At 71.8% G+C, this 22,379-nt stretch carries 25 protein-coding genes and 1 pseudogene; 8 read left to right on the top strand and 18 right to left on the bottom strand.

Features of this window, described 5'->3' with window-relative positions; all coding sequences use genetic code 11:
- Nucleotides 1–23: 23 nt before the first annotated feature.
- The 5 genes from QUE38_RS14375 (at nt 24) to pcp (ending at nt 4,078) form a co-directional block, all read left to right on the top strand.
- Nucleotides 24–644 carry a TetR/AcrR family transcriptional regulator gene (locus QUE38_RS14375; RefSeq protein ID WP_286308943.1) on the top strand — a complete coding sequence of 207 codons (621 nt, stop codon included), beginning with the start codon at nt 24–26 and terminating at the stop codon, nt 642–644.
- Between the two features lie 87 nt (nt 645–731).
- Nucleotides 732–1,499, top strand: a complete 768-nt coding sequence (locus QUE38_RS14370) for an electron transfer flavoprotein subunit beta/FixA family protein (RefSeq protein WP_286308942.1) — start codon at nt 732–734, stop codon at nt 1,497–1,499.
- Between the two features lie 10 nt (nt 1,500–1,509).
- Nucleotides 1,510–2,472, top strand: a complete 963-nt coding sequence (locus QUE38_RS14365; RefSeq protein WP_286308941.1) for an electron transfer flavoprotein subunit alpha/FixB family protein — start codon at nt 1,510–1,512, stop codon at nt 2,470–2,472.
- Complete coding sequence (locus tag QUE38_RS14360) at nt 2,469–3,395, top strand: cytochrome b/b6 domain-containing protein (protein WP_286308940.1); 927 nt, start codon at nt 2,469–2,471, stop codon at nt 3,393–3,395. Before QUE38_RS14365 ends, QUE38_RS14360 begins: the two co-directional genes overlap by 4 nt.
- A gap of 44 nt (nt 3,396–3,439) precedes the next feature.
- Complete coding sequence (gene pcp / locus QUE38_RS14355; protein WP_286308939.1) at nt 3,440–4,078, top strand: pyroglutamyl-peptidase I; 639 nt, start codon at nt 3,440–3,442, stop codon at nt 4,076–4,078.
- 17 nt (nt 4,079–4,095) lie between these two features.
- Here pcp and QUE38_RS14350 read toward each other — a convergent pair whose 3' ends face one another.
- Both QUE38_RS14350 and QUE38_RS14345 read right to left on the bottom strand, forming a co-directional pair.
- Nucleotides 4,096–4,329 carry a hypothetical protein gene (locus QUE38_RS14350; protein ID WP_286308938.1) on the bottom strand — a complete coding sequence of 78 codons (234 nt, stop codon included), beginning with the start codon at nt 4,327–4,329 and terminating at the stop codon, nt 4,096–4,098.
- The gene (locus QUE38_RS14345; RefSeq protein ID WP_286308937.1) at nt 4,323–5,081 is read right to left on the bottom strand and encodes a hypothetical protein; all 759 of its coding nucleotides are present in this window, start codon (nt 5,079–5,081) and stop codon (nt 4,323–4,325) included. Before QUE38_RS14345 ends, QUE38_RS14350 begins: the two co-directional genes overlap by 7 nt.
- A gap of 218 nt (nt 5,082–5,299) precedes the next feature.
- Here QUE38_RS14345 and QUE38_RS14340 point away from each other — a divergent pair, with 218 nt between their 5' ends.
- Nucleotides 5,300–6,037, top strand: a complete 738-nt coding sequence (locus tag QUE38_RS14340) for a hypothetical protein (RefSeq protein ID WP_286308936.1) — start codon at nt 5,300–5,302, stop codon at nt 6,035–6,037.
- Between the two features lie 18 nt (nt 6,038–6,055).
- On the opposite strand, the gene ispG is transcribed toward QUE38_RS14340, so the two are convergent.
- Together ispG and QUE38_RS14330 are read right to left on the bottom strand one after the other, a co-directional pair.
- A complete protein-coding gene (ispG, locus tag QUE38_RS14335) occupies nt 6,056–7,186 on the bottom strand; it encodes a flavodoxin-dependent (E)-4-hydroxy-3-methylbut-2-enyl-diphosphate synthase (protein ID WP_286311840.1) in 1,131 nt (376 codons plus the stop codon).
- A gap of 8 nt (nt 7,187–7,194) precedes the next feature.
- Nucleotides 7,195–7,455, bottom strand: coding sequence for a hypothetical protein (locus QUE38_RS14330; protein WP_286308935.1), 261 nt, complete (start codon nt 7,453–7,455; stop codon nt 7,195–7,197).
- A 155-nt stretch (nt 7,456–7,610) separates the two neighbouring features.
- Here QUE38_RS14330 and QUE38_RS14325 point away from each other — a divergent pair, with 155 nt between their 5' ends.
- On the top strand, nt 7,611–8,978 hold the full coding sequence (locus QUE38_RS14325; protein WP_286308934.1) for an HNH endonuclease signature motif containing protein: 1,368 nt from the start codon (nt 7,611–7,613) through the stop codon (nt 8,976–8,978).
- Nucleotides 8,979–9,085: 107 nt separating this feature from the next.
- On the opposite strand, the gene QUE38_RS14320 is transcribed toward QUE38_RS14325, so the two are convergent.
- The 14 genes and pseudogenes from QUE38_RS14320 to QUE38_RS14260 all read right to left on the bottom strand — a co-directional run bounded on the left by QUE38_RS14320 (nt 9,086) and on the right by QUE38_RS14260 (nt 21,028).
- Nucleotides 9,086–9,916, bottom strand: coding sequence for a hypothetical protein (locus QUE38_RS14320; protein ID WP_286308933.1), 831 nt, complete (start codon nt 9,914–9,916; stop codon nt 9,086–9,088).
- A 34-nt stretch (nt 9,917–9,950) separates the two neighbouring features.
- Nucleotides 9,951–11,006: an alpha/beta fold hydrolase gene (locus QUE38_RS14315; protein ID WP_286308932.1), complete on the bottom strand. Its 1,056-nt coding sequence runs from the start codon at nt 11,004–11,006 to the stop codon at nt 9,951–9,953.
- Nucleotides 11,003–11,656 (bottom strand): CoA transferase subunit B, encoded by a 654-nt coding sequence (locus QUE38_RS14310; RefSeq protein WP_286308931.1) that lies wholly within the window; start codon nt 11,654–11,656, stop codon nt 11,003–11,005. The genes QUE38_RS14315 and QUE38_RS14310 overlap by 4 nt, the downstream gene beginning before the upstream one ends.
- Before the next feature lies 1 nt (nt 11,657).
- Complete coding sequence (locus tag QUE38_RS14305; protein WP_286308930.1) at nt 11,658–12,446, bottom strand: CoA transferase subunit A; 789 nt, start codon at nt 12,444–12,446, stop codon at nt 11,658–11,660.
- Nucleotides 12,443–13,345: an alpha/beta fold hydrolase gene (locus QUE38_RS14300; RefSeq protein ID WP_286308929.1), complete on the bottom strand. Its 903-nt coding sequence runs from the start codon at nt 13,343–13,345 to the stop codon at nt 12,443–12,445. The genes QUE38_RS14305 and QUE38_RS14300 overlap by 4 nt, the downstream gene beginning before the upstream one ends.
- Nucleotides 13,342–14,088: a 3-hydroxybutyrate dehydrogenase gene (locus QUE38_RS14295; protein WP_433996915.1), complete on the bottom strand. Its 747-nt coding sequence runs from the start codon at nt 14,086–14,088 to the stop codon at nt 13,342–13,344. The genes QUE38_RS14300 and QUE38_RS14295 overlap by 4 nt, the downstream gene beginning before the upstream one ends.
- Before the next feature lie 88 nt (nt 14,089–14,176).
- The gene (locus QUE38_RS14290) at nt 14,177–14,779 is read right to left on the bottom strand and encodes a TetR/AcrR family transcriptional regulator (RefSeq protein WP_286308928.1); all 603 of its coding nucleotides are present in this window, start codon (nt 14,777–14,779) and stop codon (nt 14,177–14,179) included.
- Nucleotides 14,776–16,323: a class I adenylate-forming enzyme family protein gene (locus QUE38_RS14285; protein ID WP_286308927.1), complete on the bottom strand. Its 1,548-nt coding sequence runs from the start codon at nt 16,321–16,323 to the stop codon at nt 14,776–14,778. The genes QUE38_RS14290 and QUE38_RS14285 overlap by 4 nt, the downstream gene beginning before the upstream one ends.
- A complete protein-coding gene (locus tag QUE38_RS14280; RefSeq protein ID WP_286308926.1) occupies nt 16,316–17,413 on the bottom strand; it encodes a branched-chain amino acid ABC transporter permease in 1,098 nt (365 codons plus the stop codon). Before QUE38_RS14280 ends, QUE38_RS14285 begins: the two co-directional genes overlap by 8 nt.
- A complete protein-coding gene (locus QUE38_RS14275; protein WP_286308925.1) occupies nt 17,410–18,288 on the bottom strand; it encodes a branched-chain amino acid ABC transporter permease in 879 nt (292 codons plus the stop codon). The genes QUE38_RS14280 and QUE38_RS14275 overlap by 4 nt, the downstream gene beginning before the upstream one ends.
- Nucleotides 18,285–19,070 (bottom strand): ABC transporter ATP-binding protein, encoded by a 786-nt coding sequence (locus QUE38_RS14270; protein ID WP_286308924.1) that lies wholly within the window; start codon nt 19,068–19,070, stop codon nt 18,285–18,287. Before QUE38_RS14270 ends, QUE38_RS14275 begins: the two co-directional genes overlap by 4 nt.
- Nucleotides 19,067–19,114, bottom strand: coding sequence for a hypothetical protein (locus QUE38_RS17875; protein ID WP_433996977.1), 48 nt, complete (start codon nt 19,112–19,114; stop codon nt 19,067–19,069). The genes QUE38_RS14270 and QUE38_RS17875 overlap by 4 nt, the downstream gene beginning before the upstream one ends.
- A gap of 234 nt (nt 19,115–19,348) precedes the next feature.
- Nucleotides 19,349–19,729 (bottom strand): annotated as a pseudogene (locus QUE38_RS17870) (ATP-binding cassette domain-containing protein); the annotation flags it as partial.
- A 102-nt stretch (nt 19,730–19,831) separates the two neighbouring features.
- Nucleotides 19,832–21,028 (bottom strand): substrate-binding domain-containing protein, encoded by a 1,197-nt coding sequence (locus QUE38_RS14260; RefSeq protein ID WP_286308922.1) that lies wholly within the window; start codon nt 21,026–21,028, stop codon nt 19,832–19,834.
- Nucleotides 21,029–21,170: 142 nt separating this feature from the next.
- On the opposite strand from QUE38_RS14260, the gene QUE38_RS14255 reads away from it, so the two are divergent.
- Complete coding sequence (locus QUE38_RS14255; protein WP_286308921.1) at nt 21,171–22,361, top strand: acetyl-CoA C-acetyltransferase; 1,191 nt, start codon at nt 21,171–21,173, stop codon at nt 22,359–22,361.
- Nucleotides 22,362–22,379: the final 18 nt, after the last annotated feature.

The raw sequence follows: 22,379 nt of genomic DNA, 5'->3' as shown, positions 1-22,379 counted from the left end.
ACGAGTCCGGCCAGAATGGGCCCATGAGCGCTGCCGCCGACCCCACCCGCTTCCCGGTGCCGACACCGCAGTCGGCCCGCCGCACGAGTCGTCAGGACGACCTCTACCGACGGCTCGGCGAACTCTACCTGCGACGCGGGTTCGTCGCCCTCACGGTCGACGAGACCGCCGCCGAGCTGCGCTGCTCCAAGTCCACGATCTACGCGCTCGCCCCGACGCGGGAGGAGCTGCTCCGCCAGGTCGTGCTCGACTACTTCCGTCGCGCAGCCGAGATGATCGAGGCGCGCGTCGCCGAGCAGGTCGAGCCGGTCGACCGGCTCGAGGCGTACCTGACCGGCGTGTCGGACGCGGTGCGCGATGCGTCGGAGACCTTCATGGAGGACGTCGTGGAGTTCGCCCCCACGCGCGAGGTGTACGAGGTCAATGCGGCCGGCGCCGCGCGCCGCATCCGCGAGCTCATCGAGGCGGGCGTCGACGCGGGCGCGATCCGTCCGGTACGCGCCGCGTTCGCGGCCGACCTGGCGACCTCGGCGATCGTGCGCATTCAGCAGCGCGAGGTGCGCCGCAACACCGGCATGGCCGAGTCCGAGTCCTTCACCGCCCTCGCCGATCTCCTGCTGGACGGGCTGCGCACGCGCGACTGAACGATACGAGGAACAGTACTTGCGTGCAGTTCCCAGTACTGTATGATCGATGCATCCGATGCCGACGACGGTGCGAGGAGTGGATCGATGAGGATCGCCGTATTGCGCAAGCAGGTGCCCGACACGTGGGGCGAACGACGCATGGACCCGACGACGGGCCGCGCCGATCGCGACGCCTCCGACGCCGTGGCCGACGAGATCGACGACCGGGCGCTCGAGCTCGCCCTGCACCTGCGCGAGGAGCACGGCGATGCCGAGATCGTGCTCGTGACCATGGGGCCGGATGCCGCCGAGCAGGCGCTGCGCGCCGGCCTCGCGCTCGGCGCCGACCGAGCGGTGCACATCGCGGACGACGCGCTCGCAGGCGCCGACCTGCTCCAGACCGGCCGCACCCTGGCGGCCGCGCTCTCACGCGAGGCGTTCGACCTCGTGCTCACCGGGCTCGAGTCGACCGACGGACGCGGCGGCGTGCTGCCGGCCATGCTCGCCGAGCGCCTCGGCCTCCCGCTCGTATCGGCGGCGACGTCGCTCGAGGTCGCGGGCGGCACGCTCCGCGCCGAGCGCGCGACCGAGTTCCAGGCCATGGCCGTCGAGGTGCCACTGCCCGCGATCGTCACGGTCACCGAGCGGTTCCCGGAGGCGCGGATCGGCTCCTTCCGAGGAATCCGGCAGGCCAAGAAGAAGCCGGTCGACCGGCTGAGCCTCGCCGACCTCGCCCTCGCGCCGGCCCCGGCCGCGTCGGTCGTGGTCGACGCCGCGGCGGCACCCGAGCGCACCGCGGGCGCGCGCATCGTCGACGACGGCACGGCCGCCGAGGCGATCGCCGATTTCCTCGCCGACCGCAACCTGATCTAGGAGACGAACCATGACGAGCGTGCTCGTACTCGCCGAGGTCGCCGCGGACGGAACCGTGCGCGCCTCCATCGATTCCCTCGTGGGCGCCGCGGGCGCAGTCGGCGACGCGGTCGCCGTCGCGGTCGTGCCGCCGGGGCACCGCGACGTGATCACCGAGCGGCTGCGCGCCGCGGGCGCCTCGCGCGCGGTCGTCGCCGAGGTCGCCGACGCGGGCGTGCTCGTGTCGGGCCCGCAGGTCGACCTGCTGCAGGCCGCCGTCGCCCTGGTCGAGCCCGCCGCGGTCGTCGTCGGCCACACGGTCGAGGGCCGCGAGGTGGCCGGCCGGTTCGCCGCGCGCACCGATTCCGCCGTCGCGACCGACGCCATCGGCGTCGCCGTCGACGACGGTGCCGTGCGGGTCACGCACTCGGTGTTCGGCGGCTCGTGGATCGTGCGCTCCGGCGTCGAGGGCGGCGTGCCCGTCGTGACGGTACGCCCGGGCGCGACGACCCCGACCGGCGCCGCCGATGCGATCGACGTCGAGGAGGTCGCGCTCGACCCCGTCGTCGGGGTGCGGGCGACGGATGCCCGTGAGCTCGGCGACTCCTCCAGCCGGCCCGATCTCCGGGGCGCCGCCAAGGTCGTCTCGGGCGGCCGCGCGCTCGGTTCGAAGGAGCAGTTCGCGCTGGTCGACCGACTCGCCGACTCGCTCGGCGCGGCAGTCGGCGCCTCGCGTGCGGCGGTGGATGCGGGCTACGCCCCGCAGGCGCTGCAGGTCGGCCAGACCGGCACGACCGTCGCCCCCGACCTGTACCTGTCGCTCGGCATCTCCGGGGCGATCCAGCACCTCGCGGGCATGCGCACGTCGAAGACGATCGTGGCGATCGACCGCGACCCCGACGCGCCCATCTTCGAGATCGCGGACCTCGCGGTCGTCGGCGACCTGTTCCAGGTGGTGCCGAAGCTCATCGACGCGGTCGAGGCGCGGCGATGACGACCTCGACCCGCCAGGGCGCGCCGAGCCGCCGGAAGGTGCTCGGCTGGGCGATCCCGGCGTCGCTGGTGGCGGTCGTCGCCCTCGTGCTGCTCGCGCGTTGGCTGCGCACCCTCGCGGGCGTCGAGGCCTTCGTCGACGCGTACCCCGGCACGGTGCCCCCGCCGCCCGGCACGCCCGAGGGCTTCCCCGCGTGGCTCAGCTGGCAGCACTTCCTGAACGCGTTCTTCCTGCTGCTGATCGTGCGGACCGGCTGGCGCGTACGCACCGTCCAGCGCCCCGAGGCGCACTGGACGCGCAACAACACCGGCCGGTTCCGCACGAAGCGGGCCCCCAAGCGCATCAGCTTCGACCTCTGGCTGCACCTCTCGCTCGACGCGCTCTGGGTGCTGAACGGCATCGTGTTCATCGTGCTGCTGTTCGCGACCGGCCACTGGGCGCGCATCGTGCCGACGTCGTGGGAGGTCGTGCCGAACTCGCTCTCGGTGCTGCTGCAGTACGTCTCGCTCGACTGGCCGGCGGAGGACGGCTGGGTGGTCTACAACAGCCTGCAACTGCTCGCCTACTTCGCGATGGTGTTCATCGCGGCACCGCTGGCGATCCTCACCGGACTGCGGATGTCGCCGGCCTGGCCCGTCGACGCCCCGCGCCTGAACCGCGTCTACCCGATCGGCCTGGCGCGCGCCGTGCACCTGCCGGTCATGCTCTTCTTCGTCGGGTTCGTGATCGCCCATGTCGGCCTCGTGCTCGCGACCGGCGCACTGCGCAACCTCAACCACATGTACGCCGGCTCCGACGAGGTGAACTGGATCGGCGCGGCGGTGTTCGCAGGGTCGGTGGTCGTCATGGTCGCCGGGTGGATCTTCGCCCGCCCGGTGTACCTGCGCGGACTCGCGCAGCTCACGGGCAAGGTCACGCGGTAAGTGCGGTTCGGCCGCGGCATCCGGGGCGCATAGGCTCGGATGCCGTGACCAGCGTGCTCCTCACCGGCTTCGAGCCGTTCGGCGGCGACGCCGTCAACCCCTCTGGCGACGCGGTGCGCGCGGTCGCCGCGAGCTGGGTGGGGCCCGAACGGCTGGTGACCGCCGTACTGCCCGTGTCGTTCGCCGCCGCGGCCGACGAGCTCGAGCGGCTCGTCGCGGCGCACTCCCCCGACGTACTCATCGCCGCGGGGCTCGCGGGCGGGCGCGACGGCATCACGCCCGAGCGCGTCGCGGTGAACCTCGCCGACGCGCGCATCCCCGACAACGACGGCGACCAGCCGATGGACGCCGCCGTCGTGGCCGGCGGGCCCGATGCGCGGTTCACCGGGCTGCCGGTGAAGGCGATCGTCGCGGAACTCACCGCCCGAGGCATCCGCTCGTCGCTCTCGACCACGGCGGGCACCTACGTGTGCAACGCGGTCTTCTACCGGGCGACGCACCTCACGGCGGCGCGACCGGGCCTGCGCGCGGGCTTCATCCACGTGCCGTACGCGACGGAGAGCGCACCCGAGGGCGCCCCGTCGCTGCCCGCAGCGACCATCGCCGAGGCGCTCGCGATCGCGTGCCGCGTCGCGCTCGCCACGCCGGCCGACCTCAAGGTCGCGGGCGGCTCGCTGCACTGAGTCGCCGGCGGCGGACGTCAGTTCATCGCAGCGAGGAGCGCCGACGCGAGCGCGGCCGTCGGCTCCGCCGGGTCGGTGCCGTCCTGAAGCAGGTTCGACGACACCAGCACGAGGTTCGCGCCGTCGGTCGCACCAGCGGTCGGGCGCCCATCGAACTCGCCGTACGAAGCGGTGGTTGCACCGGGCACATCGATGGGTTCGGCGCCGTCGAACGCATCGGCCACCGCCCAGCCCGCGCCGGGGATCAGCACGGAGTGGAAACCGACACCGTCGCCCCACCATTCGCATCCGACCGCCCCTGAGGCGCGCACGGCGGCGTAGAGCCCGGGAGGGCCTCGCCGGCGACGCTGCCCGAACCGACGTCGAGCGCGACGTCGGTCACCGCAGTGGTGTCCGCCGACGCGGCGAGGGACGCGCAGTCGGAGACCTCGCCCCACGAATCCACGGGCCGATCGATGGCGACCGACACGTACTGGCTCGCGCGCACCCCGAACGCCGACTCGAGCGACATCACGGCCATCTCGGGGTCGACACCGGCGACGGGTTCAACCGTGCCGGTGAACCACCACTCTCCGACCCGGCTGGCGAACCGGCAGGCGACGCCGTAGCAGTACGTCTCCGGGTCGGAGACCTCGACGTCGGCGGGCAGCACGGTGAGCGAGACGCGCGGCGCCCACCCCGGCTCGCCACCCGACCACGAGCACGAGAGCCCGCCCACTGCCCGGACCGCGATCGAGGTCCAGCTCGTGGCTGCCGGATTCGGCTCGAGTGCGGCGCCCGCAGCCATTGCGAGCTCGTCCTCGGTCACGAGCACGCTGCAGTCGCCGTCGAACGCCTCGGCGGGTGCCGCGGGGACGGGCTTCGCCTCGGGCGTCGGCTCGACGATGGCCTGCTCGGTCGCGGGTGCCGGCTCGGTCGGCGCGATGTCCGAGGCATCCGCTGCGGCACAGCCGCTCAGCGTGAGCACGAGCAGCGCGAGCGGGGCGAACAGACGGAGACGCATGACCTCGAGCGTAGGAACACGCCCGCACGCCCCACGGCTATCCACAACCGGGGTCGCGACCCGCTACCGGATCGCGATGGCCGAGGTACGTTCGTGACGGTCTGCCGAAGGAAGCGGACAATCGAGATGGCTCCGTGATTCGCGAGGTCCGATCGACGGTCGCTCCTCCGCCATGCTGAGGATGAAGGTTCCCCAGCGCCTCGACGAACAGGAGTCCGATGACCCGCCACCCTCGCCGCGGCGCGCTGCCGCTCCTGGTCCTCGTCGCCGGACTCGCCGTCGCACTGTCCGGATGCGCGACGGCCGCCGAGCCGGAGCCGCAGCCCTCCGTCGACCCGCCGGCCGCGTCCACGGCACCGACGTCGGTCGCGGATCCGCTCGAGTCCGTCACCACTGTGGTCGTCCGCCCGCAGGGCCTCGATCTCGTCGACGATGGCGGAACGGCCGTGGCCACGCTGTCGTACGACGACGAGGCCGCCGCGATCGTCGAGACCCTTTCGACCGTGTTCGGCAGCGACGCCCGAGTCGAGGAGTACCCCGGCGCCTGCTGCGAGGCGGGCCGGGTGACCAACTACCTGTGGGACGGCTTCCGCGTCATCGACGACCACATGGGCCACTTCTCCGACGACGAGGAGCGCACCTGGATCGACGACGACGGTCCGGACGTCCGTGACATGAACGTCCGCGTCGCCGCCGACTCGGCGGCCGTCGGCGGTGTCGCGCTGATCGCCGGGGACGGGTTCGCGATCGGCGACGATCTCGACGCGCTGGAGGGTCGAGTGGACCACCCGGGAGGTCCGGATTGGGTGCAGATCCCCCTCGAGACGGGTCCCGAGCTCGGTGCGGAGGTGATCGAGGGGACGCCCAACGCCTACTCGGTCATCGTGCAGGTGAACGGCCCGGGCGCCGAGCCGCACCTCGTCGCGCCGGTCAACCTGGGCGCGCTCACCCTCTGATCGCGCGCGTCGGCCGGGTCAGCTCGTGACGACCTGCGGGCTGCCGACCGGGGCATCCGTGCCCATCTCGTCGGCGATGCGGTTGGCCTCGGCGATGAGGGTCTCGACGATCTCGGCCTCGGGCACGGTCTTGATGACCTCGCCCTTGACGAAGATCTGACCCTTGCCGTTGCCGGACGCCACGCCGAGGTCGGCCTCGCGCGCTTCGCCGGGTCCGTTCACGACGCAGCCCATGACGGCGACGCGCAGCGGCACGCTCATGCCGTCGAGGCCGGCCGTCACGTCGTCGGCGAGCTTGTAGACGTCGACCTGGGCGCGACCGCACGACGGGCAGGAGACGATCTCGAGCTTGCGCTCGCGCAGGTTCAGCGACTGGAGGATCTGCAGGCCGACCTTGACCTCCTCGGCCGGCGGCGCCGACAGCGAGACGCGGATCGTGTCGCCGATGCCCTCGGCGAGCAGGATGCCGAACGCCGTCGCCGACTTGATCGTGCCCTGGAAGGCGGGGCCGGCCTCGGTGACGCCGAGGTGCAGCGGCCAGTCGCCGCGCTCGGCGAGCATGCGGTACGCCTTCACCATGACGATCGGGTCGTTGTGCTTGACCGAGATCTTGAAGTCGTGGAAGTCGTGCTCCTCGAAGAGGCTCGCCTCCCAGACCGCCGACTCGACGAGCGCCTCGGGCGTCGCCTTGCCGTACTTCTGCAGCAGGCGCGGGTCGAGCGAGCCGGCGTTCACGCCGATGCGCAGCGAGACACCGGCCTCCTTGGCGCGCTTGGCGATCTCCCCCACTCGGTCGTCGAACTTGCGGATGTTGCCCGGGTTCACGCGTACCGCGGCGCAGCCCGCGTCGATCGCGGCGAACACGTAGTTCGGCTGGAAGTGGATGTCGGCGATGACCGGGATCTGGCTCTTCTTCGCGATGATCGGCAACGCCTCGGCGTCGTCGCGGCTCGGCACGGCCACGCGCACGATCTCGCAGCCCGACGCGGTGAGCTCGGCGATCTGCTGGAGGGTCGCGTTGATGTTCGGCGTCGGCGTGGTCGTCATCGACTGCACGCTCACCGGCGCGTCTCCGCCGACCAGCACCTTGCCGACCTTGATCTGGCGCGACTTCCGTCGCGGGGCGAGGGTTTCGGGGACCTTCGGCATTCCGAGATTCACTGCAGGCACGTCTGCCAGTCTACGTGCGGGTCGGATGCCCCGGGGCGACGCCCGGCTATCCGCAGGTGCCCGCGACGATCGGCGCCCGCAGCGCCCTCACGGTGCCGTCGTCGTCCGTCTCGGCGCGCAACTCCCAGTCCTCGACATCGGGGCCCGGGGTCGAGCAGCACCTGCTCGTCGCAGTCGTACGCCGGCGGGAACCGATCGGCGTCGACGATGTCGCCGACCACGAGGCGCTCGGGTCCGATGAGATGCACGTCGCCGATCGCGTCGGCCTCGAATCGTACGGTGATGAGTACCTCGGCGCTTGTGGAAAGCTGAACTCGCCCGCACAAACCCTTGATCAAGTGTGGTTTCTCACGGTACAATCGAACATACGTTCGAACCTCGCCTTCGACCTGGGAGCATTGCCGTGGAGCTCGCTGCGATCGCCGACCCGCGCTCGGCACTCGATGCCGAGTTGGCGGCGATCACCGAACTCGACCGGTCGATCCGCGCGGCGCAGGCGGAGCAGTTGCGACGCGTCGTTCGCGCGCGCGAGGTGGCTGCGGACGTCGAGGGCGTCGACGAGTTGAGCACGTTCACGCAGCGGGAGTTCGCGACCCGGGCGTTCATCGCCGAGCTCGCCACATCGCTCACGGTGCACGAGCGCACCGCGGGCCGCATGGTCGGCGAGGCGGAGCAGCTCACCGGCCGGTTCACCTCGACCCTGCAGACCCTCTCCGACGGGTTGATGTGCCTCGGCCGCGTGCGCACCCTTCTCGAGTTCGCCAGCCAACTGCCCGCCGAGACGCAGCCCGTGTTCGAGCGCGAGGCCCTCGCCAGCGGTGCCGGCGACACCCCGTCGGCGTTCCGGCGTCGCGCCCGAAAGCTGCGCGAGCGTATGCATCCGGTCGAGCCGATCGAGCGACACGAGGTCGCACGCGCCGAACGGTGCATCGGGCTCGACCCCGCACCCGACGGCATGGCCTGGCTCAGCATCCACCTCGAAGCAGAACGCGGCACTGCGATCATGTCCCGGCTCGACGCGTTCGCCGACGTGACGGGATCGGACGACGAAGCAGACGATGCGCGCACCCCCATGCAGCGCCGCACCGACGCCGCAGCCGACCTGCTCCTCGGCGGCTGGCTGCACGACGCCCCGGCCGGGTCGCCGCTCGCACCGCCCGCCTCACCTCTGGGTGCGGTCACGCCGAAGGTCTACGTCACCGTGCCGGTCATGACCCTCCTCGGCGCGAGCGACGAGCCCGCCGAACTCGACGGCTACGGCCCGATCGACGCCGACACCGCACGCCGCATCGCCGCGCACGCCCCGTCGTTCCACCGCATCCTCACCCACCCCGAGACCGGCGCCTACCTCTCCTACGGCCGCACCACCTACCGGGTGCCCGCTGACCTCGCCGGCTACCTCCGCGTGCGCGACGGCGGCTGCCGCTTCCCCGGCTGCTCCCGCCGCGCCGAACGCTGCGACCTCGACCACACCACCGACTGGGCACACGCAGGCGAGACCCGCCACGACAATGTCGCGCACCTCTGCCGCAAGCACCATCGCCTGAAGCACAAGACAGCGTGGCGCGTCACGCAAGAGTCCGACGGGCAACTCCACTGGGTCTCCCCCGCCGGACGCGAATACACCACCAGCGCCGAATCACCCTTCCGAGAGAAACCACCATCCGAGACAGCCGCACCCGAGCCTGTCGACATCGACATCGACATCGACACCGACACCGACGACGAACCGCCCTGGTCCGCCGGCCGCACGATAGACCCCGCCGCGTAGTCGCGTCAGCCGCCGAGCTGGTCGAGCAGCGCGCCGATGTTCACGTCGGGGTGCTCAAGGTACGGCTAGTGGCCGCAGTCGGGCGCGACGAAGTGGGCACAGGCCCATCAGAACGGTACTCCGATGTTCCATGGGGCTCCGATCTGCGTCAGTTCGCCGAGCGGCGGATCGGAGTGAGCCACGAAGAAGACCACTGAGTACGCGTTCGGCACCGCATCGTAGAAGCGCTCGCCGATCTCGGGACCGGTCTCGAGTGCGACTGGAGGCCTGCGACCTTCGAACCACTGCGGATGGCGCGTCGAGGCGTTGCCTTCGATCGAGTCGACCCAGTCGAAGTCATCTCCGGGTCGATAGCCCTCGGTGGTGCGGACCTCGATGTCGCCAACGACCGGGCGGCGTGCGTAGATCTGTACGTTCATGTCCCTGGTGTCGGGCTCGTCCGTCGTCACCCACTCCCACTCTTCCGGGGCATCCCCGTCGAGGTATCCGCTGAGGTCGTCGTAGACGTCGAAGCCGTCCCACAGATAGTGGTCTGTTTGCGGCCTGTAGTAGGTCGCTTCGTAGGTCTCCAGGTCCGGAGCGGACCCGAACACGGTCGTCAGCGCCCCGACGAACTCGACGGTGGGCAGGTCGTAGGAAAGCTCCGCGACGACCGCGCCGGTTGCGTCCACCACGTCGAGGTGCTCAGGTCGCACGACGAGCTCGGCCGCCGACTCGAGCGGGTCGGCCGGCTCGGTCGGCGCCGGAGATGGAGACGGCTCGACCGCGGGCTGCGCCGCGGGCGTCTCGGCCGCGACCGGCTCGACCGCGGACGCACAACCCGAGAGCGTGAGTGCAGCGAGCACCGGGAGGAGGAGGCTTGCCCTGGCGCGTCTCGAACTCGGCATGATCCGATCCTCACGCGGACACGCCTCCGGAGCCGCGCCGTCCACAGGCACCGCGGTCACGATCGGGCAACGACCGCCGCGCGCGTCAGCCGCCGACCTGGTCGAGCAGCGCGCCGAGGAACACGTCGGGGTGCTCCAGGTGCGGCGAATGGCCGCATTCGGGCACCTCGACCTCGCGGGCCGTGCCGCCGTTGTCGACGTAACGGCCGAGCACGGCGCGCGTCTGCGTCACCATGGGCTGCGCCGGCGCGGCATCCGCCCCCGGCCACCCGGGGATCACGCCGAGTGCGCCGAGGTTGTTGAGGTCGAAGAGCGAGGTGTCGGAGACGATGACGTCGTCGGCGCCGTGGATCCAGAGGATCGGCGGCTTGGTCGCCAGATCGGCGATGCCCGACACGTCGAACACGGTCGGCGCCATGGTGTTGAGCACGCCCGAGGTGCCGGGCGCGAAGCCGGGCCAGTTCTCCGAACCGCTCGCGTCGCCGGGGTAGTTGCCGACGCCGGTCTTCGTGGTGAGCATCGACTCGACCCAGATCGCGTCGTACTCGCTCGTGAACCCGGGCTTCACATAGGTGCCGAGGTAGACCGAGAGCGGCGAGGTTGCCGCATCCGACGACCGGTCGCCGTCGGCGAGGCGCTGCACGAACTCGGGGTTGGCCCCGCCGCCGCCGGCGCCGGCCGCATCGGGGGTCACGAGCGCGCCCGAGGCATCCGTCGCCCCGAACCCGTAGGGCGACACCGGGTCGACCAGGGTGACGGATGCCACCGAGACGTCCTGGTGCTCGAGCAGGAACTGCATGACGACGCCGCCGCCCATGCTCCAGCCGACGAGGTGCACGTCCGTCAGCTCCAGCGCGGCGATGACGGATGCCACGTCGTCGGCGAAGTCCCCGAGCCCGCGTGTCGCGTCGACTGGCAGGGTCTCCGACTCGCCGAAGCCGCGCAGGTCGACCGCGAGCGCCCGCACGTCGTCGGGCAGGCCGAGCATCGTCGGCTGCCAGAAGAGCGACGACGACACGTTGCCGTGCACGAACAGCACTGTGCGCGCCGCGGACGGCGACGGGCGCTCGAGCACCCGCGCGGTCAGGCGCGGGGTGGTGACGTCGTGGGCGGTGATGCCGTGCAGGATCGTGTCGGTCATGCGTGCGCCTCCTCGGACACGGCGATGGTCAGCGGCGGCTCGGTGGCGGCGACGACCTCGTCGACCGTGACACCGGGCGCGAGCTCGACGAGCACGAGCCCGTCGGGGGTGACGTCGATCACGGCGAGGTCGGTGATGATGCGGTCGACCACGCCGATGCCGGTGAGCGGCAGCGAGCAGTCGTCCACGATCTTCGCCGAGCCGTCCTTCGCGACGTGCTCCATCAGCACGATGACCTGCTTGGCGCCGTGCACGAGGTCCATCGCACCGCCGGGGCCCTTGACCATCTTGCCGGGGATCATCCAGTTCGCCAGGTCGCCGGTCGCGGACACCTGCATGGCGCCGAGGATGGCGGCGTCGATCTTGCCGCCGCGGATCATGCCGAAGCTCATGGCCGAGTCGAAGTACGCCGAGCCGGGCAGCACCGTCACGGTCTCCTTGCCGGCGTTGATGAGGTCGGGGTCGACCTGGTCTTCGGTCGGGTACGGGCCGACGCCGAGGATGCCGTTCTCCGACTGCAGCACGACGGTGACGTCGTCGGGCACGTAGTTGGGCACGAGCGTCGGCAGGCCGATGCCGAGGTTCACGTACGCGCCGTCGGGCAGCTCCTTCGCCGCGCGGGCGGCCATCTCCAGGCGGGTCAGTGCCATGTCAGTTCCCCTCTGCTGTCTCGGTCTGGCGCACGGTGCGCTTCTCGATGCGCTTCTCGACGTCGGTGCCGACCACCACGAGGCGGTCGACGTAGATGCCGGGCAGGTGCACGGCGTCCGGGTCGAGCTCGCCGGGCTCGACGAGCTCCTCCACCTCGGCGACGCACACGGCGCCCGCCATCGCAGCGAGCGGCGAGAAGTTGCGGGCCGACTTGTCGAACACGAGGTTGCCGTGCCGGTCGCCGCGCAGCGCGTGCACGAGCGCGAAGTCGGTCGTGATCGCCTGCTCGAGCACGAACTCGCGGTCGGCGCCGCGGTACTCGAACACCTGCTTCGGCTTCGGCTCGCTCGCCAGCGCGATCGACCCGTCCGCCGCGTAGCGCTGCGGCAGGCCGCCCTCGGAGACCTGCGTGCCCACGCCGGTCTGCGTGTAGAACGCGGCGATGCCGCTGCCGCCCGCACGCAGCTTCTCGGCGAGCGTGCCCTGCGGGGTGAGCTCCAGCTCGAGCTCGCCCGAGAGGTACTGGCGGGCGAACTCCTTGTTCTCCCCCACGTACGACGACGTCATCTTGCGGATGAGCCCCTCGGCGAGCAGCACGCCCAGGCCCCAGTCGTCGACGCCGCAGTTGTTCGACACCACCGACAGGTCGCCCACTCGCCGCTCGAGCAGCGCGTCGATCAGCACCATCGGGATGCCGCAGAGCCCGAACCCGCCCACGGCGAGACTGGCCCCGGAGGGGATGTCGGCCACGGCCTCCGCCGCGGAACCGACCACCTTGTCGAGTGTCATGCGATCTCCTTCGTTCGCGCCGCGTCGAGCCGGTCGGCGATGACCGGAGCGACCTGCTCAGCACCATGGTCACCCATGATGACGGTGTAGTGGTTGACGTCCTCCGCCTCGACGGAAGTCGCGTCGTGCAGCTGGTCGCGCCACGCGTCGACCGTCTCGGGCGCGTAGAGCGCCTCGGGCTGGTCGAACAGCCCGCGCGGAGCGCGCACGAACGTGATCGGCGTGGTGAGCCCCATCAGGGCCGTCGCGTACTCGTCGGTGCCGTCGAGCTGCAGCGAGTTCTCGGCGATCGCCTCGGGGTTCGCCGACGCGCGCAGCTCGGGCGCCTCGCCGACCAGGTCGTAGTCGACGTACGTCTCGATCTCGTCGCACCAGTACGGCCCGATGCCCGGATGATTCCGCCAGAACTCGCGGTACGCCTCGACCGACTCGAACGTCATCGACAGGCGCTCCAGCGCCGGTCCGAGCGTGGCCGCGGCCGCCTCCTCGGGCGTCATGCCCGCGGGCGGCGGGATCGGCAGGCCGCCGTCGACCAGCACGAGCGACTCGACGCGCTCGGGGTGCAGCTCGGCGAACCGCACGGCGACGAACGCACCCATCGAATGGCCCACGACCACGGCACGCTCGATGCCGGCGGCGTCGAGCACCGCCGCCATGTCGTCGGCGTGCACGCGCAGGCCGAACGGGCCGGGCAGGCCGTTGCTGCCGGCGCGGCCGCGCAGGTCGGGCGCGACCACGCGCACGCCGTCGAGACGTTCGGCCACGAACGGCCAGGCGAGGTGGCTCGAGGTGATGCCGTGGATCGCGAGGACCGGCGTGCCCGGGGCATCCGCCCGCCACTCCCCGTAGGTCAGCTCGCCGCCGGCGACGGGTGCGGTGCGGCGTTCGGGGGCGCTCATCGGGCGCTCCATCCGCCGTCCATGGTGTAGCTCGCGCCCGTGACCATGCCGGAGTCGGGGCCGGCCAGCCAGCAGACCAGCGACGCGACCTCCTCGGGCTCGACGAGCCGCTTCACGGCCGACTCGGTGAGCATGATCTTCGGCACGACCTCCTCCTCGGGGATGCCGTGCACGCGCGCCTGGTCGGCGATCTGCTTCTCGACGAGCGGCGTGCGCACGTAGGCCGGGTCGACGCAGTTGCTCGTCACGCCGTGCGGGCCGCCCTCGAGGGCCGTGACCTTCGAGAAGCCCTCGAGGCCGTGCTTTGCCGAGACGTACGCAGACTTGAAGGCGGATGCCCGGATGCCGTGCACGCTCGAGAGGTTGATGATGCGGCCGAACCCGCGCTCGTACATGCCCGGCAGTGCCGCGCGCACCAGGAGGTACGGCGCCTCCAGCATGAGCCGCAGGATGAGCGAGAACTTCTCCGGCGGGAACTCCTCGATCGGGCTCACGTACTGGATGCCCGCGTTGTTCACGAGGATGTCGATGTCGAGCACCGTCTCCGCGAGCGCGGCGGTGTCGGACAGGTCGACCTGCCAGGCGGTGCCGCCGATCTCCTCGGCGAGCGCGGTCGCGGCCTCGCCGTTCAGGTCGGCGACGGTGACGGAGGCGCCGCGGTCGGCGAAGGCACGGGCGCACGCGGCGCCGATGCCGCTGGCGCCGCCGGTAACGAGCGCGCGTCGTCCGGTCAGGTCGGTCACGATTCCTCCTTCTTGGTCGATGCCGCCGCGGGGCGGCCCTGCTGCTGCGCAGCCACCGGGCGGCCGAGTGCGCCCCCGATGAAGCGCATCATCTCGTCGAGCACGTGGTCGGGCACGGCGGAGGTGCCCGACGCGGTCGGATCGGCGTCGCCGCCGCCCTCCCCGAGCCGTTGCTGCCCCAGAGCACCCAGCGCATGCCGATCATCTCGCCGATGCCCATGAGCGCCCACGCGGCCACGGTCGTGTCGATGTCGCCGATCTCGCCGGCGCCGTGCGCCTGGTCGAGGCCCTCGATGTAGCCCTCGACGATGCGCGTGTAGTGCAGGCGCAGCGCCTCGGGCGAGACCAGCTCGGCCTCGCGCACGACGCGGTAGAGCGCCGGGTGCTCGGCTGTGAAGCGGAAGAACGCGGCGAAGCCCTCGCGTTCGGCGGAGATGCGGTCGGGCGCGCTCGCGGCGCCCTCGGCCATCGCGTGCCGCACCCGGCGGTTCAGGTCTTCCACGAGCTCGTTGAACAGGTCGAGCTTCGAGTCGAAGTACAGGTAGAACGTGCCCTGCCCCACGCCCGCACGGTCGGTGATGCGCGAGACGGATGCCTCGGTGTAGCCGAGCTCGGCGAACACGTCCTCCGCCGCCCGCAGGATGCGCCGCCTCGTCTCGGCGCCCCGGGCGGTGCGCGGCTGCGCGCTCATCGAGCCGTCTCGCGTTCCGCGCGGGCGCGCTCGGCGAGCACGTGCCGCAGCACCTTGCCGCTCATCGAGCGCGGGATCTCGTCGATGAAGCGGATGTCGCGCGGCACCTTGAAGCCCGCGAGCACGCCGCGCGCGTGGGCGACGAGCTCCGTGGCATCCGTCACCGCACCCCGGCGCATGACCACCCAGGCCTGGCCGGTCTCGCCCCAGCGCGAGTCGGGCACGCCGACCACGGCGACGTCGTCGACGGCCGGGTGCGAGCGCAGCGCCTCCTCGACCTCGGCGGGGGCGACCTGCTCGCCGCCGGAGATGTAGACGTCCTTGATGCGGTCGACGATCGTGAAGTACCCCTCGTCGTCGCGGTGCACGAGGTCGCCCGTGTGCAGCCAGCCGCCCCGCAGGGCGAACGCCGTCTCCTCGGGGGCGCGGAAGTAGCCGGGGAACACCGCCGGGCCGCGCACGAGCAGCTCGCCCGACGCCTCGCCCTCGAGCTGCTCGCCCGTCACGGGGTCGGCGATCGCGACCTCGACGTGCGGGTACGGCTTGCCGGCCGAGCCGAGGTGCGTGCGCGCGTCCTCGTCGGGCAGGCACAGCACGTTCGGCGCGGCCTCGGTGAGGCCGTAGCCCTGCGAGAGCGCGACGCCCCGGGCGTGCCAGGTGCGAAGCAGCGCGGGCGGCATCGGCGCGCCGCCGACGATCGCGTGCGACAGGCTCGACAGGTCGGCCTCGGCGAAGCCGGGGTGCTGGGCGAGGAAGAGGTAGTTGGCGGGCACGCCCATCATGGTCGTGATGCCGCGCTCGTCGATGAGCCGCAGCACGCGACCCGGATCGAAGGTGCGCTCGAGCACGACCGTCGCGCCCACCCACCAGGCGAGCAGCGGCTGGATGTTCCAACCGCCCACGTGGTACTGCGGCATGACCGCGAGCACCGTGTCGTGGGTCGTGATCTCGGCGATGCGCGAGAGCGCGAGGTTCGACCAGAAGCAGTTCGCGTGCGTGAGCACGGCGCCCTTGGCGTTGCCGGTGGTGCCCGACGTGAAGATGATGAGCAGCGCGTCGTCGTCGGCGACCGGGCGTCGCTCCGGGGCATCCGCCCGCTCCCCGCTCGGAGCCGGCACGTCGGCCTCGACGCCGTGCGCACCTGGCGCCGCGTCGGCGAGCCGGCCCGGAAGCCGGTCGCGTGCGGCACGCGCGAGGGTCTGGAACTCCTCCTCGACCACGAGCAGCGCCGGGTCGGACGCCGCGAGCTGCTCGGCGAGCTCACGGGGCGTGAGCCGCCACGACAGGGGCACGAGCACGAGGCCCGCCTTCGCGCAGGCGAAGAACAGCACGACCTGGTCGGCGCTGTTGCCGGTGACCGTCGCGATGCGGTCGCCCACGCCGTACCCGGCGTCGAGCAGCCGCTCGGCGAGGCCCGCCGCGCGCTCATCGAGCTGCCGGTACGTGATCGCCACGCCCCGGTCGTCGACGGCCACGCGGTCGGGCGTCGCGATCGCGCGATCCCGGGTCCAGCGCCCCAGCGTGTGCAGCCCTGCGTCAGGCATCCACGGTCTCCTTCGACTCGAGCGCCGTCGAGCGTCGGTGCGTGCGGAGGCGCTGCGGGATGCCCGCGATGCCGCCCGGCAGGAACATGACGACGAGTATGAAGAGCGTACCGAGGATGAACAGCGGCTCCGAGAGCGGGATGCGCAGCACGTCGGGCAGGGCGGCGATCGCCTCCGAGCCGGCCAGCGCGGTGAGGCGCTGGTCGAGCAGCGTGTAGATCAGTCCGCCGATGATGGCGCCCCAGCGGTAGCCGACGCCGCCCAGCACCACGATGACGAGCAGCGTGAGCGTGAAGTCGGCGGTGGCGACGCGCGGGGCGGCGCCCGACTGGAGCAGCAGGTAGCCCATGCCCGCGACCGCGGCGAGCGCACCCGCCACCGTGAACACCAGCAGCTTCACCGGGTACGGGCGCACGCCGAGCACGCGCACGCGCAGCTCGTTCTCGCGGCCCGCGGCAGCGACATGGCCGGCGCGCGAGCGCTCGACCCACAGCACCACGAGGTACACGAAGACGAGCACGCCGAGCGCGAACCAGTAGAGGTTGCGCGTGTTCATCACGCCGATGAAGCCCTCGGGCACGTGCGTGATGTCGAGCGCGAGGCCCTCCTCGCCGCCGGTCGCGCCGCCCGGGTTGCGGCGGATCAGCACCGACCCGGCCTGCGCGAACGCGAGCGTCACCATGGCGAAGGAGATGCCGCCGACGCGGAGGGCCAGCGAGCCGACCGTGAGCGAGAGCACGATGCCGAACACGAGCGTGATGAGGATGGCGCCGATGAAGACGACCTCGCTCGGCAGCTCGGACGGGGCGAACCACTCGAGCACGACGCCCAGCCCGTAGGCGCCGGCCGCGAAGAACAGCGCGTGGCCGAACGAGAGCATGCCGGCCAGGCCGAACAGCAGCCGGTAGCTGAGCGCGAGCGCCGCGATGAGCATGGCGTACGCGAGCAGCTGGAGCGTGCCGGGCGTGTAGGTGGGGCCGGGGAACACCCCGGGGATCTCGATGGCGAGCAGCGGCAGGATGGCCGCGAGCACGATGATCGCGGCGGATCCGGCGATCCAGGCGATGCGGCGACGGTTCGTGGTGGTCATGCTGCTGCCTTCCCCATGAGTCCGCTCGGGCGGATGAGCAGTACCGCTGCGAGCGCGAGCACGACCGCGAGGTCGCCCGTGCCGCCGAGGTAGAAGTTGGCGAACTGCTGCAGCACCGCCACGAGCACCGACGCGATCGCCGCGCCCGCGAGGGAGCCGAGCCCGCCGATGACGGTCACGATGAAGGCGAAGATGAGCAGCGAGCTGCCGAGGTGCGCCGACACGTAGCCGTAGTAGACCGATGCGAGCACGCCGCCGAGGCCGGCCGCCGCGCCGCCGATCGCGAACACGAGGGTGAACGAGCGTCGCACGTCGATGCCGAGCGCGGTCACCATGTGCCGGTTCTCGACGCCGGCGCGGATGATGAGGCCGTACCTCGTGCCGCGCAGGAAGAGCACGATGCCGAGGAGCACCAGGACCGCGATGCCGATCAGCAGGAACCGGTCGTTCGGGATGCGCGCGCCGAGGATCTCCGTGGTCTCGGTGAGCCAGGCGGGCTTCGCCGTGTAGATCGGGTCGGTGCCCCAGATGCCCTCCATGAGGGCGACGCCGGCGAGCGCGAGACCCACCGTGACGAGCACCTGCTCGATGTGCCGCTCGTAGAGCCGACGAATCAGCAGGTACTCGGTGAGCGCCGCGACGATCGCGCCGACCACCGCGCCGACGAGCATCGAGAGCAGCAGGCCGCCCCAGGTGCCGTCGGAGACGCGACGGCCGACCTCCCAGCCGAGGAACGCGCCGATGGTGAGGAACACGCCGTGGGCGAAGTTCAGCACGTGCATGAGGCCGTAGATCAGCGACAGGCCGGATGCGACCAGGAAGTAGAGCGCGCCGAGGCCGAGGCCCGTGACGAGCAGCAGGATGACGGTGCTCATGCGCGACCCTCCTCGGTCGTGGTGTCGGTGGTGGCGGATGCCTCGGGCGCGGGCGCGCCCTCGGGGGCATCCGATTCGGCGTGGTCGCCGTGCACGCCCAGCAGGCGGTGCACCAGGTCGTCGTCGTCGAGGAACTCGGCGGCGCCGCCGGTGTGCACGACGCGGCCGCCGCTCAGCACGACGACGTCGGTCGCGAGCTGGCGCACCACGTGCAGGTTCTGCTCGACGAGCAGGATCGGCACCGTGTCGGCCACGGCCTCGAGCGCCTCGGCGACCTCGCCCACGATCTTGGGCGCGAGGCCCTTCGTGGGCTCGTCGACGAGGAGCACCCGGTTGTCGTTCAGCAGGGCGCGCGCGAGCGAGACCATCTGCTGCTGGCCGCCCGAGAGGGTGCCGGCGCGCTGGGCCTTGCGCTGCACGAGGTCGGGGAACAGCCGCTCGACGAGCTCGCGCCGCGGTTCGGCGTCGCGCTCGGCGAGGCGGAGGTTCTCGGCGACAGTCAGCCCCGCGAACACCTCGCGGTCCTCGGGCACGTAGCCGACGCCGCGCTGCACGATGCGGTGCGTGGGCAGCCGGTCGACCCGGTCGCCCGCCAGGCGCACGTCGCCCGTGCGGTCGATGAGGCCGAGCACGGCCTTGATGGTGCTCGTCTTGCCGACGCCGTTGCGCCCGAGGAGGGCGGTGACGCCGGAGGACGGCACGGTGAAGCTGACGTCCTCGACCACCTGCTGGCCCGCGATGCGGGCGTGGAGGCCCGAGACGGCCAGGATCGGCTCGCTCATACGGTCTCTCCCAGGTAGGCGGACTGGACGGTGGGGTCGGCCATGACGGCCTCGGGGGTGTCGCAGGCGAGCAGCTCGCCGTGGTGCATGACCGCGACCCGGTCGACGAGGCCGAGCACGACCTCCATGTGGTGCTCGACCATGAGCACCGTGCGCCCGCCCCGGTGCAGGCGGCGGATGACCTCGGACAGCGCGGGCACGTCGCCCGAGCCGACCCCGGCCATCGGTTCGTCGAGGAGGACCAGCTTCGGCTCGGTCGCGATGAGCATCGCGATCTCGAGCTTGCGCTTCTCGCCGTGCGCGAGGCCGGAAGCCTCGGCGTCGGCGCGGTGGCCCAGGTCGACCTCCTCGAGGGCCTCGCGGGCCCGGCGGGTGGCCGCGTCGGTGGCCCGCGGTACGCGGAACACCGACGCGGCCCGGCCCTCATGGGCCTGCGCCGCCAGGCGCACGTTCTCGAGCACGCTGAGTGCTCCGAACACGCTGGACGTCTGGAACGTCCGGCCGAGCCCGACTGCTGCGCGGCGATGGATGGGTTCCTTCGTGACGTCCTGTCCGTCGAGCTCGACCGATCCGGCGGTCGGCGCGAGCAGGCCGGAGACCACGTTGAAGAGCGTGGTCTTGCCGGCGCCGTTCGGGCCGATGACGCCGAGCATCTCGCCGTGGGGGACGCTGAGCGTCACCTCGTGCAGGATGCGGGCACCGCCGATGGTCAGGCCGACCCCGTTCAGGGACAGCATCGCGTGTTCGCTCATGTTGCGGGACTAACCGGCGACGGGAGGTGCGACGGCCTCGGCGTCGACCGACTCGATCAGCTCGGGCACCCAGGCGCCGCCGTCGTCGACCAGGCTGACCTGGTACATCTCCTGGACCACCGCGTGGTCCTCGGCGCGTACGGTGACCTCGCCCTTGACGGAGTCGAAGGACGCACCCTCGAGCGCGGCGATCATGTCATCGACCGAGTCGCCTGCGCGGACGGCCTCGACGATCATCTGCGCGGCGAGGAAGCCGTCGGGCGAGAACAGGTCGCCGACCATGCCCTCCGCCTCGAGGTACTCGAGCATCGCGGCCTCGGCGTCGCTGCCGCTCGCGCCCGCGAAGTAGTGGTTCAGGAAGCTGATGTCGCCCGACGCGTCGCCGTAGGCGCCGTAGGTCGCGACATCGCCGAGGCCGGTGACGACCGGGGCCACGTCGAACACGCCCTGCTGCTGCAGCGCGGTCCACATCGCGCCCGAGCTCGCACCCGCCCAGGCCACGAAGATCAGGTCGGGCTCGGCGTCGATGAGCTGCTGCGCGAACGGGGTGAACTCGGTCGCGTCCTCGGCGACGAGCACGCCGTCGACGGTCGCGCCCTGGCCGCCGAGCACGGCCTCGACGCCGGCGAGGTTGCCCTGGCCGAACGCGGTGTCCTGCGCGAAGACCACGACGCTCTTGCCCGCGGCGTCGCCGATGAAGGTGCCGGCGGTCGCGACGTCCTGGTAGGTCTGGCGACCCGAGCGGAAGGTGTACTCGTTGACGCCGGTGATCGCGTCGGCCGCTGCCGGACCGGAGATGTAGAGCACCTGGTTCTGCGCGGCCTGCTCGGCGAGCGCGGTGGCGATGCCCGACGAGACGGTGCCCGCGAGGATGGTGGTGCCCTGGCCGATGAGGTCCTTGGCCTTGGAGACGGCCGTGTCGGGGTTGCCCTGGTCGTCCTCCCAGGTGATGTCGAGCTCGCGGCCGTCGACCTCACCGGTGCCGTCGGTCGCGTAGTCGAGGCCGGCCTCGAAGCCGGCCGTGTAGGCCTCGCCGTAGGCGGCGAGCGGTCCCGTCTGGGACGTGATCATGCCGATGCTGACCGGGGCGAGCTCTTCCCCGGTCGTGTCGTCTCCGCCGTCGGCGGCGGTCGGCGCACAGCCGACCAGGGCGAACGCCGACGCGGCGAGAACGCCGACGGCAAGGTACTTCTTCGTAACCCGCATTGGTATGCCTCTCAAGGAAGGTGTGACTGCAGTGTCGGTTGAAACCTGACAGGTGGTTCAGGTTTCAGAAATGTACACTAGGCGGCAGTGGGCGAGTGCGCAACTCGCTCTCCACAACCCGGACGAAGGAGTCACGAACGCGATGAGCAGCACCCCCAACGACGTCGTCATCATCGGCGGCGCACGCACCCCGCAGGGCCGCGTCAACGGCGCGTTCGCCCGCCTGTCGGCCGTCGAGCTCGGCACCGCCGCGATCCGCGGCGCCCTCGAGCGCACCGGGGTCTCCCCCGACGACGTCGACGCCGTGCTCATGGGCCAGGTGCTGCAGGCGGGTGCCGGCCAGAACCCCGCGAAGCAGAGCGCGAACGCCGCCGGCATCCCCTGGCGCGTGCCCGCGATGACCCTCAACAAGGTGTGCCTGTCGGGCCTCGCCGCGGTCGTCGATGCAGCCCGCATGATCCGCCTCGGCGAGGCATCCGTCGTCGTCGCCGGCGGCCAGGAGTCGATGACCAACGCACCCCACCTGCTGCCCGGCTCGCGTCGCGGCTGGCCCTACGGGAGCGTCACCATGCTCGACCACGCCGCGCACGACGGCCTCACCGACGCGTTCGACGGCGACTCGATGGGCGCGTCGACCGAGCGGGTCAACGGCCGACTCGGCCTCGGCCGCGCGGAGCAGGACGAGATCGCCGCCGCGTCGCACCAGCGCGCCGCCGCGGCGCAGGCCGCCGGCGTGTTCGACGACGAGATCGTGCCGGTCGACGTGCCGCAGCGGAAGGGCGACCCGGTCACCGTCGCCGCCGACGAGGGCGTGCGCGGGGACTCGACCGTCGAGGTGCTCGCGCGCCTCCGCCCCGCGTTCGCCGCCGAGGGCACGATCACCGCCGGCAACTCGTCGCCGCTCAGCGACGGCGCCTCGGCGCTCGTGGTCGCATCGCGCGCGTGGGCCGAGGAGCACGGACTCCCCTGGCTCGCGGTCGTCGAGTCGTCGGGCCACGTCGCCGGACCCGACAACTCGCTGCACTCGCAGCCCGCGAACGCCATCGCGGCGGCCCTCGCGCGACACGGATGGGAGGTCTCCGACCTCGACCACATCGAGATCAACGAGGCGTTCGCGGCCGTGTCGCTGCAGTCGTCGCGCGACCTCGGCGTGGACGCCGACATCGTCAACCCCGACGGCGGCGCCATCTCGCTCGGACATCCGATCGGGGCATCCGGCGCCCGTCTCGCCCTGCACGCGGCACTCGCGCTCTCGCGTCGCGGCTCGGGCCGCGCGGCGGTCGCGCTGTGCGGCGGCGGCGGCCAGGGCGACGCGCTGCTCCTCTCCCGCTGATCACGGGCGGCGCTGACG

The sequence above is a fragment of the Agromyces mangrovi genome, from assembly GCF_030296695.1.
In the GTDB taxonomy this organism is placed as follows: Bacteria; Actinomycetota; Actinomycetes; order Actinomycetales; family Microbacteriaceae; genus Agromyces; species Agromyces mangrovi.
Note: the sequence above shows the minus strand (reverse complement) of the source record. Positions and strands in the feature narration are given on the sequence as shown.